The organism is Citrobacter sp. NCU1 (assembly GCF_010231475.1).
Lineage (GTDB): Bacteria > Pseudomonadota > Gammaproteobacteria > Enterobacterales > Enterobacteriaceae > Citrobacter_D.
The window spans coordinates 1-13,454 of the sequence record NZ_NRDO01000051.1; the positions used below are offsets into that span (position 1 = coordinate 1).

A 13,454-nucleotide genomic window follows, 5' to 3' on the forward strand; every position below is an offset into this window, starting at 1 on the left:
GTCACCTCTGGTTGAGAGTTTACTCACTTAATCGCGTGTCCACTATTCGCGGGTAGGATCATTGATAGTAATCATGCTGAAGAAGGAGATCGATTCGTTCGAGATGCCGCATCAGCGAGCTATTCTCGCTATCAGCAAACCTATGGTGATTTATAACGTTTGAATTATGCATAATGTGCCTCTGCACGATCAAACCCGGGCTGCGGCCAGTCAATCGCCATTGAAACAGGCAGCCAGGGAAGCATCAGGCTGGTTAGTGGCCAGGGCCAGTCGCCAAGCAGAACATCAAACGGTTGCGGGTCAACCTGCAACAGCAGTCCATTCTCCTGAAATACCAGCGTTCCGCTACGTTGTAAAAACAGCGCACGAACATCAGCCACACTCAGAATACGCCAGCCCGGGAGTTGCAATGGCAATTGCGCCAGCCACGTCTCTAGTACAAATTCATACTGTTCAGTTACCTCTTCTCTTCCGCACTCCTCTTCCGGCAAGAGACCACACAACCATCGGGTAAGCGCCATTTGTCCCTCCTGCGCAAAGTCATCCTGCCAGATCAACCAGTCGAGGCAGTTTGCTGCTTGCTGCCGGGCATTGTCCTGGGTAAACCCCCCCTTTTCCCATAAACCTAAACGCTGAAATAAATCAGGCAATAAAGGCCATAACGCTACCAGACCTGCGTTGCAAACAGGCACCTGCTGTGGCTGGATCACCACCTGCGGTTGCGTCACTTTAGCTTTGAATTTCGATGCCAGTTTCTGATTTGACGCCGATTCGGTTTTCTGTACCGGCACATTTTTTTGCAGCAAGCCTGCAACCTCAGCATTTATGCAATTTTTCAATGCCCGCCGTACCGCTGGCTGCTGCCACAATAGCGATAACCACGGTAATAATGTCGGTGAGGGAGGAAAGGAAAACAACGCCTTCAGGATAGCTTCATCCTGTTCAGGGGTAATAACCATCAGCGCCTCTTCCCGTGGTGGTGGCAGCGGAATATGTGGATAGTGCTGAAAATAACGTAGCCCCTGCAACAGCAATCCCTGTAGGGTCACCGATGTATTCCAGCCCAGTAAGGTACACAGTTCAACTCCTCCTTCCCTGCTCAGTAACGTCAGCAATCGCCGCCGCTTCTTTGCGTCCAGACAAGCCCTGGCCAGTATTTTCTTCCCGCGCAGCGGTTCACTAAGGATTTTTTGATGTAACCACCCCGTCAGACGGTTATCTTCCGATCTCCGTTCAGGATGAAGCGGATAATCTTCACTGGACATCAGCAATTGTTGTTGAGACTCCTCTGGCCACCGTTTAGGATGAGGCTGATAATTTTCATCGTACATCAGCAATTGTTGTTGAAGCTGCTGCTGAAACCGCTGCCGAAATTGAAACTCAAAATCCTGTATTGGTATTTCGCCTAAATCCAGGATAAGGGAATTAATAAACACATCGGCTATAGACTGCTGTGCAAAGCGTTCAATAATATCAGCACAGTCAGTTTTCAATGAGGTATGAAATAGCTCGCTGCTTTTATCCATGACCGTTTCCCGGCAATGATTTGACATAACCATTGTCATAATGAAATGGGTGATATCATGATTCACTTTCATAAAAACCTTGATAAAATAAAGTAATTTATAATGATTTATATTTTCATGATAAACATAAGGACATAATAAGGAACAACAACGGGAGTATCATGAGTGTGATTACTTTGAGTTATGCCATGTGTATGCCCCCCTCCCCCTCCCGTACTCTGAAAGGTTAAAGGTGATGTCGAATTACCGCTTTGGCTAAAGATAGCAGGAATACCAACGTCACCAGATTCATTACAGGTCATACTATCTTTTCTCATGAGATTACCGTTATTATCATGTATCTCATGGGTATGAGCCGGAATCTCAGCGACTGTTAATGTATGATTATTAACAGATACATTTGCATTTGAACCTGCGGTTTTCACCGAAAACCCTTTAGAACCGCTGCTTCCACTGACCACTGTAGATGAATGTTCGCCAGCAGAGCTTCCTCCCAAAATAAATCTGTCTATTAAGTTCGGTGTTCCATTATTCCCATCACACAACACCCATCCCTGCGGAATCGTTGTTCCAGAAAACATCATAATCATCCCTTTCGGGAAAATAACTGACTGGTCAACCCCCACCCCGCTGGCATCCACGGTAATCCCCGCGTTGGCCTTTGGCAACACAGATAGCTTACCAATACTGGCGCTGTCCGTTGCCAGCACTAAACCAGCGCCAACGCTATTATCTGACTGGTCGGCACTTTGCCCTATGGCTCTACGTCCGCATTCCGCAATATCAATGAGTTCACTGAAATCGGTATCCAGTGGAATACTTCCGGCGGCGAATTTATTTTTTAAGTCGGCGGTGTCCCCCCCGACTGAGGTCATTGCTGTAACGGTATATTGTTTGCTCATTTTAGATTATTCCTGATTTATTTTATCTTATTACGGCGCACTCATTGTTCGATGTATAACGGCACATTAATATCGGAAATATTTATGCTTACGATGTGTAGCGCTGCGGTACGAAAAATAAACCATCATCCACGATCACATCGATATTCCACTCGTCACCACTTTCCCCGATTACAGCTTTACGCTGATCATCTGTCGCTATAATCATGCTACCAATACCCACCCGCACCATCGGTAATACCCCTATTCCCAGTTGCCACAATAGTTGATATGTTGCAGTACTGGGCGCGGTTTTCTTATTTTGCCAGACCGCATAATTGCGAGCGAAGCTAGTAAATGATTGCTGACCGCCGCTCTCTTCAAGCCAGTGGATAACCAGACTAACGTGAGCCGGCATTTCAGCCTGTAAACACTGTTTTATCCACGTTTCCGTCATTGTTCGGTCGCAATTATCTGGCAGCATCGCTTTGTTTAATACCAGACTCACCAAGAAAGAAAAACGGTCAAACACTTTAGTGTTGTGCCAAAGATAATTACCTGTATCTGACGGCGCGGGAAAATCTTTTGTTTCCCCCATAGCCTTGTCGACAGTCAACGACCCGGCAATACCATCAATACTCTTAACCTCCACCCGCATTGACCATGCCTGACCGGTAATAGTCTGAATAGCATCAATCGACAATATGTCGCCTTCCCTCACAAGAGCAGGGAAAGGCAATGCTGCCGGAATCGTCAATGTAACCGGAGCGCGTGGAGAGTTCTCAGTCCCGGCTGCATAGTTCAATGGGTACAGCACATCCTGTAACCAAACCTGACAGTTCTGCCAGAAGAGCTTTCCATTACTTTGAGCAGTTAAGATCTGTTGCAGATAAATTTGCATCTGGGGATTATCAGCGATAACCAATGTAAAGGCATGAGCAGCTACATCTACTGAATTAACAATCAGCGCCTGTACCATAAAATCACTGGTGTCATTGTTAATACCCAATCCTCCTCTCAGCACAAAATTAATCAGTTGACCGGCGTGCATTTCAGTCAGGTCAAGAGAAATCGGGGACGTCACTGTCAACAGAGTGCTGTCCGCCGAGACAACTACCGACGTGGGTAAAGTGAGTGCGTCATATAGAGGTGATGGTCGTTCCGGCAACAGCTCCCGGTGTTCAACCAGATAAAAAGGTAATTTGCTCATATCGACCTGTTGGTCAAACAAGCATTCCCCTAATCCCATCCGTGCGGCAACACGCTTCTGTAACGACGACACCTGATCGATACGAATATTATCGCGCTGATAGGTAAGCGTGGATATCTGTCCCAGATAATGCTGTTCAACGTTTAAATACTCTTCCGATGAAGTATCCAGCATTCGCGACGCCCGGCTGGTTCCAAAGTACCCAAGCAGGTAATTCAGCAACGTCAGTTCCTGTGCTTCATCATTTGCTTGTGCCGTAATCTGGTCGACCAGAGCCGATTTGTATGCACTGTGCACCTGATCACCCACACTGCCTGCTGCATAAGGCCACTGCCCTCCCCATACTGTGCGACCACTACGCAGGAAAGAGAGTAAATGAGGTAGCAATGCCAATTGCTGACAGCCGTTGGCCATCGCCTGTTCAAATGGCAGTAAAAACTGATAGAGCTGAGTCTGTGGTGAAGAGGCGGCTGGCAACTGCTGCAGGCCATAGCAGGCAGGAAGCTTATCGCTGACCGGGTGATACTGGGCGGTATTGCGCGGTTGCCCATAAGGCAACACGACTGCAGGATTCTTTTCTATTACTAACGGTGCAATATTTGCCGCAATGTCTTCTTTACTCGCGGTGACATAGGTTCCATCAGCGGTGACCAGTTGCACCGATTTTGCAATCTGATTAAGGGGATCAACACCCCACAATTGAGGGTAACTATTACTCGCACTCGTAGACCAGTCCCAGGTTTGAGTGGAATACTCTTGCAATGAAATGATGCTTTTCACCCCATCAATGGCCACCCACAGCTCGGCCAGCCCCACCAGGTCCACTGAAATTTTTGTCGAATAATCCTTGTCTGGAGGTAATTCAGGTAGCCAGCCATGGGCCAGATAAGGTCCCTGGTAAATATCGTCTGCCAACATGCCCTGCGTGATCAACTCAGCAGTGCTCACATGCTGCGCCTGAGGCGAAATATAATTCTCTGTAATGGTATAAATCTGAGCAAATATAGCCGAATAATCCTGAACGCCATCAGCAAGTTCAACAACAGCAACTGGATTTATCTCTTGTGCATTGACCCAGATTTGTTTTGAGATTTTCTCCCCCAAATTACGGTGGTCTGCCAGGAAAACATCGAGCACCGTTTGCGCATCACTCTCATGCGATTTCACCTCACGGGACGGTTCCAGATACAGCGCATAATTACCACGTAAAACAAACGGTACAGACTTTGAAGCATCGGCAAGAACAGGAACGACAAAACTGAATTGCTGATTGTCAGTGTTGTAGTAATAGCGGTAATCATACGCATTAGCCTCGGCAGTTTCGTCGCTGTTCAGCGGCAGCAATTGCACATTGCGAAACAGATAATAGCTTTCGCTACTGTCAGTGAGGTCCAGTAACGCCCGACGATAATCGTCCAGGGTGACTGGGCTGCACGTCAGCGCGGTTTGCGGCCCAAAATCCTGAGGAAATATGCCGTCACCGACGGTTTGTTGTTCCAGCGGCGGAGTTAACAAATCAACCAGCGGCAGCGTATTCCTGTAGGCCAGGTCAGACACGCTATAGCTGAAACCTTCCAGAAAAGTAATTCCGGGATCGTGCTCACCGATATCGCTCCATATCTGGCCACCATACCGTTTCACTTGTTGCTCTGCCTGCGCAAAAAGAGCATCAAAATGAATGTCCTTTTTAATCAACGGCAGCAATGTTGTTGGGTACTTCATACCACACCTCCAGCCTTATTAAATCCGCTCAGGATCAGCACTTCGTTACGCTCCCCCTGCACTGATACTTTTCCACCATCCAGCGTCAGACTGTTGAGCTGAACAACCCACGGCTGTTGCTGGATCCAGGCGATAATTCCGTAGTAATCCAGCGTATTACCCAAAGTTGCGCCACTATTGCGCTCAGTCACCCAAGGCATATAGTGCAGGGTTAGGCTTTCCTGTAATCGCCGGTAGCCATAATCCGCATTCACATTAAAGGTAATGTCATAAGCGATAATTACATCCCGATAGCTCGGATTAATTAACTGAAAATCAGCCCAGGCAGATGCGCGACTTTGCAAATATGCTGACATCTCATTGAGATGTGCCTGGCTGAATAATGGACGCAATGCATCCTGGTTGTCTTTATATGCATTTACTGGAATAACCAATAGTTGCTGAACGCGGGGGGCGGACAGTTCCGTTAAACTCTCCGTGGAAGGTAATGCCACATCAAAAACATTCCTATAGGCCGCTTTCAGTAATTCCGTCATATCCTGCCAGGCGAGTGCGCGATCGCGGTGAGACAATCGCGCCGCTGTTCTGAGTGCAAATTGCGCAGATGTCTCCTCAGCCAGCCCACCCTCAGAAGGCCAGGGTTGTGAAACGCTGTTAATTTCATTAACCGGCGTGACCATTCGGGTAACGGTGTTCGCTGGTAAAGGAAGAATGAAATGTGAACGACTTACGCTCTCCGGTGCCTCCAGCGTAGCCGTCATGGCGTTGGTTTCCAGCCCTTGCAGCCAGACATATCCATTTTCAGCGACCGCCTCTGAGCCCAGCGCACCATAAGGGCTATTGAGAGTTGCCCGCAGCCAGTAACGACCACCGGGCATCCGGGCTGCATGAGTTGCGATATCATAAGGCAGTGTGGCCGACCACACCCCACTCACCATCAGCCCTTGGGTATCATCAGCTACGGTTGATGCCATCGACGCCCAGTTATTTTCCTGGTTCAGATAGAACCAGTCCGGGTTTAACGCCTGTGGGCTTTGTATTTGCCAGTACAGTGACAAGGTTTCACCTGGCGTACCGTCGGTGAATCCAAGATAGAGGTACGACTTTGTCGTATCATCTATAGCGGCATCAGCGGCCTGATAGCCAAATGGTGTCAGTACGTACTGGTTGAATTCAGTGTCAGTCACACTGTAGCTAACTGTCAGGCCATTCATTTGTGGTGTATATGGCGAGTTTATTGTTTTGCTGCCCGCCAGTTTTTGATATTCCTGATGACCAAAATCGCGTCCCGCCAGTTCCAGTCGTAACCATTGTTCCCCGTCACACGGGTCATTGGGCGTAACGCTCCCTCCCGGAATTGATGGCGGTAATAGGATAGTCAGTGTGGCGGGTTCAGGAATAGCGGTACCAGCATCAAACATAGGTTGAGGCTGGGATTGACCGGTCCCACTCAAAGCAACCCTACCCGTACCCGACATCAGCAGTGGTTGTAGCGTAAAATCGCTGTTATCAGAAGGTACGCTGTCATAACCGGTATACCAGTCAGGAAAACTGACATTTGGCAAATCCACCCATTGTGGTGTCAGAGATAAACTGGCGGCAACACTGCGATTGCACCAGTCCGGCATCATTAGATTAAAGCCAGCCCCCACCACTGGTGACGTCCCCAGCGGATAACTGAGATTATCCAGCCGGTTAACGCCGTTATCGGTACTGTAGCAAATCCCTGTTGTCCCTGAGCAACTGACAGTCAGTGATGTCAGAGCCGGGAGCGTGCCACCGTCGGTTCTGCCAAGCTTAACTACCGGCGTATCCAGCGTGAGACCATCCAGTTCCAGCGGTGCACTGATAGCCGGGGCATCCTCAGTAAGGCGTAACACCAGCGTTGTGGTATCGGTGGCAGGATCCGGTAAGGTTAAATCCAGCCATTGCCCTCCGCTGCTGACCTGTGCCACCGAGATACTGGCGCTGTCAATTTTGCTGTCTGAAGTGAGCGTAATCGTACGCTCCCCCGCAGTCATCGCTAACAGGGATGACGCAACCAAACGCCCATTAACCACAGGTTGTTGAAGGGTATCAGGATCAAACAATTGATACCCCTCAGTTGGCCAGTCTGATTTTTGCTTATCAAACGCCACCATGGATAATTGTCGGTCTTTAACATTATCGATAAAGTCTGCCAGATCGGGTTGCACCCATCGTAAATCACTGAAGGTACTACCATTCACCAGAAGTGATTGATCCAGCGCATAATGTAGTGGTTTTCCTGCACTGTCTTGACCACCATCAAATAATGTCCCGGCAGGGATAAAACATTCTCTGGCGGTCGGTTTAAGCATCAGACTTAATGCCACCTGGTCTGCCTGAGCCGCTTTTTCACTACCTCCCAGTAAGTCACGGTAATAAAGCTCACGGTGAGCGGTGGGAAAGGCATTAAGTAGCGCACGCGGTGTTTTCAGTAATTGTAAAAATGCCAGCAGAAAAACCTGCTGCGGTAATAGCATACCGTCGGCACTATCCGGATTATCAAATAGCTGAGCCAACTCTTCAGGTGTCAGCGCTGAATGACCAGACATCGCTGACATAAATAACAGATCGGCCCAGGAGTGCCCTGTGGTATCAAACGGGATAATTGCTGCATAGTCGTGGATCTGCTGTAGCAAGATTTCATCACTACGATTGTCCAGAATAAAAGGAATCCTGGATGTAATATCGCCAATCGCGTACATTAGATCGTTCCGTTCAGCCATTCTCTTTTCTCCGTAAACTCAAGCATCGGCACCCCAATCACCAGACTGACGACGAGATCCACCATTTAATGAAAATACCTGCAAAAAACTTAATAACCGTTTTCCACTATCCTGCAGTAACAAATACCTGTTGTGGAATAAAATAGCCTCGTCCCATACTTGCCCCCATCGCATCTGGGGTAAAAGGCGCTTCACTCATTATCGCGGGGGCTGTCAGGGTAAAACGCGCGGTAAATTGTGTGCCTTGCAAAATTAGCGAAGTCTCTGCTGTAATACAGGGAGCCACCTGACTACCATCAAGCATTACGATACTGACCATGCCACTCCCCGGGCTGTAACCGGGAATGAAATACTGTGCAGCCCATTGCTGTTGACTTTCATCGCCTGCGACGCACCCTTTACGCCCCATAACGGTAATGGCTCCGCTTCCACGAATAAACGCAGGCTCTACCAGTACAACCTGACGTGCACCAAACATGGGGAAAAATTGTACTCCGTCACCATCACAAATTATGGAGTAGCTCATCAAAATCGCCCCCCTTGTGGATAATTGATATCCAATACTCCAGATATTTTTTGCTCAATATCACTGCCACGCAGACAATAAGAAACATCAATAAGTAATTGACTACGATTATCCGGTGACTGCTGGAATCTCACATCTGTCAAATTAGCTCTTGGCTCATAGCGAAGAACGCTATCAACAATGCGGGTTTCAATATCGTTCATCAGATCGCTATTAATATTTTCAAACATCACATCATATAACGCACAGCCGTAGTTATTTCGCATAATGCGTTCCCCCGGTTCCGTGCTGAATAAAATACGCAAACTCTGTCTGATATCTTCCACGTTTTCAGCCATAACAACGCCCTCATCAAGATTAAATGAGGGGGGAAATGCCCAGCCGCGCCCATAAATTTTTGTCAAAACGTCGTTACTCATCTTTCCTCCTGATTCAGTTAGAAAGGCTTATTTTCGCCCCGGTGACAGAAACCATATTTTTACCGGACAGCGCCGTTTTTTCTCCCTCAAGAGAAACGTCCCCGGCTTTGAGTGTCAGTGAGCTACGGCTCTCCAGCACACCACTTTGCCCCAGATTCAACTCGCCTTCGGGTGAGCGCAGAGCCACACTGTTATCTAACGTATTGAACGCCAATTCACACTTTTGTCCGGCATGATTAACCACCAGAGATTTAACCGCGTTCTCCTGACTCGGCATGATGGGGGCCGGATTAAGCGGGTTATGCATGGACCCCATGATGACCGGGTAACAGGGATTTTCATCAAAGAAGCCGACCACGACTTCATCACCCTCTTCAGGGTAAAAGCAGAATCCGCTCAGAGCACTGGCATAAGGCGCTGCCAGTCTCGCCCACAGCTCATTATTACTCTCTCCCAACATCGGTATTTTAACCCGCAGGCGATTCATACCGCTGGGATCGATCATAAACGTCGACACCACGCCAATATGCAACCCACAGACACGCGGGATAATATTCATATCGCGCAACACGTCATTAACACCAAGCGACAGCGTAGTACGCCACCCACTTTCTTTACTGATACTCTGGCGGATACCAGTAATCATTCCATAGCCATCCATTGCCAAGCCGTAACCTTCCAATGCCAGCGTTTCGCCCAACCGGTAATGCCCTCCCCCGTCAAGACGAAATTCACCGGTGGCGCGAGCCGCCTGCAAATTCATTAATAAGCTATTGGCTAATATTGCTGTTTGCTCTATTCCCAGCGATGTACTGTAGTTAAATGCCCATGGAGTGAGGTTAAGATAATGATCTGATACCGAAGCAAATGCCTGACTTCCCAGCGGGACAGGACATGCCGGAAAGGTATCGTTATTCTGAATCTGAGCATCCCAACTGGATACCGTCAGCATTGCGGGTTGATATTGCTCGCTAAAACACCAGCGGCTATCCTCAATCAGGACATCATCTTGAAGAGCACTGGCTCGCCTTCTTAATGTCTTTACCGGAATGGGAGAGAGAACGGGCGATAGAATACTCACCCCTTCAGGAGCAGGGAACAGCCACACCCCATTAGCGTTCAGACGGCTTCGCAGAAACTGCCAGTCTGAACAACGACACTGCACCAGTTGATCGTGCAAAATATCCATTCCGGAAATCCCGGTTACAGGGATTGCTTCAGTCAGTAACATATTGCCCGCCACCACAGCATCCGTTTGCTGTTCGAACACTACTGAGCGGTGCGTCCCCTGTAAACGCTGCAAGTCATGACGCAGCGTTAATATCATCTCGACGCATTCACGACGAATCTGCAACCGTTGTTCAACGACAACGCCACGAAAGATGAGCTGTCGCTCTTCCTTATCCAGCAGTAACACTTCCATGCGCTGACCCGCGCTACACAACGCCAGTTCCTCTTCATAAACGGCGTCGCCTTTCCCCCCCTTAATCTGTGACAGTACGACACTGGCACCAGGAATCGCGTTAACTTTATGCTGCGTGTCCAACCTTTCAGGCTTGAATGCAACCAATGGTTGCAATGTGTCTCCTGCCAGCAGGATTATTAAAGGAACTGGACGCATCAGGAGTTCACTCCTTGTTCAGCTGAGAGCCGCAACACCTGGCCTGGTTCAATGGCATCCAGGGCATCAAGATTATTTTCTGACGCCACGGTAAGATAATCTGTGTTCCCCGCCAGGGAGTGACCTGCATTATCAGCAATACTAGTGAGCGACGTAACGTCCGGTACTTTCACGACAACAGCCCCCGGAGACAATAATTGCTCCTCTGCGCCCTGTAATTCCAGACTACCATCGGTGGTCAACTCCAGCGTCACCGTAGCCCGCAATGGCGTGGCATCACGGGCAAATAAGGTATAGCGAATTGACATTCCACTAATACGGCCGGAGAAATAACCACGACTATTCCAGCGCATTTTCCCCCATTTGACCTTCAAATATCGTGGTTCACTTTGTGCCGGATTGACGTTGTAACACAGTATTTTTAGGTCAGTTAATTGCCTATCAATAGATTTATGATTACCCGGCATTCGGGAATCCAGTAATAGCTCCAACGATAGTCCACCGGGGCGAGTCTGAACATAGCGGTTACTTTGCCGGGTGGTATTAATAAACAAATCTGGAACATACTCGGTTTGATAGCTTAGCGATATCGAATCCGGGTTATACATCACCGACAAACTACCGGCCGGGTGTGTCATTTCGCGGTTACTATAGGCATAAATCATTAGCCGCGAGGGTTTATGCAGAAGCGTGCTCATGGTTTCCCCCATCCTTGTTCCTGTAATTGTTCAAGCACCCTTCTGATTATCATGTCAACTAACTGCTCATCCTGGTGCTGGGTGACTTCAGGTAACTGAATTCGGGTAACCGCTGGCTGAGAAGGTCCTACATCGGTGATTTTCGCCTGAATAATCAATTCTCTGATTTCTACGGTCATAAATTCGCCCCCAGCGGTATCATGTCCTGATAACGCAGTTCCAGAGTATTAATCAAAACATTATTACTGTTGGCATCCAGATCGCTCGTTTGCCAGCGAACAGGAATTGCTTTTGTAATTAACCAATTCGTTAGTGGTAATACGTCTGCATCTAATACCGAGATAACTGCATCAAAATATGTCACATTGCCGCTCAGTAACTGCCTGTTAAACATAATACTTAGCGGTGTCAGTAACATAACGCCCCGTTCAAGCACCAGCGAACCATGCTGTACTTTTTCGGTAAAATAGCGATTACGTAGATTTTCCCCCCCTTCGCTGTAAGCCGAAACCTGCATCTCCCGGCTTAAACCAGAAATACGTTGAAAACTGGCATCAAGTAAGCTCGGTATCGGAAAATGACCAAACCAGAAAGTGGCTGAAAACCGGTGAGAAACCGATGGTTGTACAAATGAAAAATTATCCATCACAGGGATCCTTCATGAGTATGAATGCCCAATCGGGTATCAAAGGTCAGGCAGATCTGAATAAATTCGGCCGGATACGTCACAGCCAGTCCTATATTCATGATCATTTTCCCCTGACGAATATCATCCTCAGTCATGGTTTCGTTTAAACCAATCTGAATATAAAACGCCTGTTGCTCTTCCTCACCATACAGCCCGCCATCCAGCCACAACTCACGCAGGTGGATATGAACCAGCCCGCGAAATTTAATCCAGGTCAGTGCATTATTGGTTTCAAATATAAAATTATTGCCAATGGTGCTGACCTCCGATTCAACCCAGGCAACCAGCCGCCTGATCTGCATATACAAATAAGGTGAGGATGTATCATTTGTCAGGGTCCGACAGCCCCATACACGAGTTCCTTTCCCGGGAAAACTTCGGATGAGATTAAGTGAGGTCCCCGAACTCTGAAACAATCCCGAAGACTGCAACCATGATTGCGTTGGTTTAACCACCTGTGATAACGCCACATTAGCCGGTGCTCTCCAGACGCCGGACTGCTGGTCAGTCATTTCAATCACTGCAGCAATCGCACCGGAAGGCGGAACCGTTACCGGTGTCAAGTCATCCAACTGATAATCAGAAACCAGTCTTGGCCAGTAAGCCGCCCCCCATTCAATATCAGCAGGATTACTGGCCAGAAAATCCGCGACGCAGGCGCTAGCGTGCTCCGCTGCATCCGGTGCATCAAACACCCCGAAAACACCATTTCTTGCCCGACAGATACTTAACAAAGCCAACCATGCCTGCGACCAGCCAGTACTGTCAGCGTCAGGCAACTGAACCATGTCAGGTAACGCGACTAACGTAATGCTGCTTTCCTGCCGCACAGCAGTAATAATGCGGTTGTCCTGAAACGCTGTAATGAGCAGTTCTGCCGAGAGCGGCAGTACGGAGTCAGCACCGAGAGAAAGAACAAAGCCCCCCTGCCCGCCATTATCAAAATAGTGCTGTACAGAATAATAAAGAACCGACCCGGTAGCAGAACGACCACCAAACACCGATTCATAATCCGCCATACTGTTCACCGCAGATAATGAATATGCCTCGCCTTTTTGCGTATAACCAATAAACAGTGGTATTGCACTGGCTATATAATTGTATTCTCCGGACAAGAGCTGTTCACTATAAGTAACATCCGGCTGGCTTATCCCCATCATAAAAGTGCTCCTGTTGCGCAAAATAAAAATAGAGTGAAACTATTTTTACTATTCAGCTATGCCGCCATATTCTGAGTGAATTGCAGAATAATAAATTCTGCCGGACGCGCCGCCGCAATGAAATTCTGGAAAGTATCACAAAAGATAATATTACCAGTTTTTCTCAGTTTGGTCATTATCTTAAAGATTATGGCGAAGTAAAACTAAGAAATGCGGGTAAGAGCACGCAATACTACGCAGTTAAAATTGAAGA

General features: G+C 48.1%; 11 protein-coding genes. All 11 read right to left on the reverse strand.

Translation table 11 applies throughout. The features are described 5' to 3' along the window. Positions 1–164: 164 nt before the first annotated feature. The gene (locus CJP72_RS16975) at positions 165–1,526 is read right to left on the reverse strand and encodes a contractile injection system tape measure protein (protein WP_162382528.1); all 1,362 of its coding nucleotides are present in this window, start codon (positions 1,524–1,526) and stop codon (positions 165–167) included. 107 nt (positions 1,527–1,633) lie between these two features. After that, positions 1,634–2,428, reverse strand: a complete 795-nt coding sequence (locus CJP72_RS25255; protein WP_202882579.1) for a tail fiber protein — start codon at positions 2,426–2,428, stop codon at positions 1,634–1,636. Between the two features lie 88 nt (positions 2,429–2,516). Next, positions 2,517–5,339: a hypothetical protein gene (locus CJP72_RS16985; RefSeq protein WP_162382529.1), complete on the reverse strand. Its 2,823-nt coding sequence runs from the start codon at positions 5,337–5,339 to the stop codon at positions 2,517–2,519. Continuing rightward, the gene (locus CJP72_RS16990) at positions 5,336–8,089 is read right to left on the reverse strand and encodes a hypothetical protein (protein ID WP_162382530.1); all 2,754 of its coding nucleotides are present in this window, start codon (positions 8,087–8,089) and stop codon (positions 5,336–5,338) included. Before CJP72_RS16990 ends, CJP72_RS16985 begins: the two co-directional genes overlap by 4 nt. Before the next feature lie 106 nt (positions 8,090–8,195). Continuing rightward, positions 8,196–8,615 carry a hypothetical protein gene (locus CJP72_RS16995; RefSeq protein ID WP_255498371.1) on the reverse strand — a complete coding sequence of 140 codons (420 nt, stop codon included), beginning with the start codon at positions 8,613–8,615 and terminating at the stop codon, positions 8,196–8,198. Further along, positions 8,615–9,034 (reverse strand): GPW/gp25 family protein, encoded by a 420-nt coding sequence (locus tag CJP72_RS17000; RefSeq protein WP_162382532.1) that lies wholly within the window; start codon positions 9,032–9,034, stop codon positions 8,615–8,617. The genes CJP72_RS16995 and CJP72_RS17000 overlap by 1 nt, the downstream gene beginning before the upstream one ends. A gap of 13 nt (positions 9,035–9,047) precedes the next feature. Beyond that, positions 9,048–10,613, reverse strand: a complete 1,566-nt coding sequence (locus CJP72_RS17005; protein WP_162382533.1) for a phage baseplate assembly protein V — start codon at positions 10,611–10,613, stop codon at positions 9,048–9,050. Positions 10,614–10,654: 41 nt separating this feature from the next. Beyond that, a complete protein-coding gene (locus tag CJP72_RS17010) occupies positions 10,655–11,353 on the reverse strand; it encodes a CIS tube protein (RefSeq protein ID WP_162382534.1) in 699 nt (232 codons plus the stop codon). After that, on the reverse strand, positions 11,350–11,532 hold the full coding sequence (locus tag CJP72_RS17015; protein WP_162382535.1) for a DUF5908 family protein: 183 nt from the start codon (positions 11,530–11,532) through the stop codon (positions 11,350–11,352). The genes CJP72_RS17010 and CJP72_RS17015 overlap by 4 nt, the downstream gene beginning before the upstream one ends. Next, positions 11,529–11,999, reverse strand: a complete 471-nt coding sequence (locus tag CJP72_RS17020) for a phage tail protein (protein ID WP_162382536.1) — start codon at positions 11,997–11,999, stop codon at positions 11,529–11,531. Before CJP72_RS17020 ends, CJP72_RS17015 begins: the two co-directional genes overlap by 4 nt. Then, positions 11,999–13,201: a phage tail sheath family protein gene (locus tag CJP72_RS17025; protein ID WP_162382537.1), complete on the reverse strand. Its 1,203-nt coding sequence runs from the start codon at positions 13,199–13,201 to the stop codon at positions 11,999–12,001. Before CJP72_RS17025 ends, CJP72_RS17020 begins: the two co-directional genes overlap by 1 nt. Positions 13,202–13,454 lie beyond the last annotated feature (253 nt).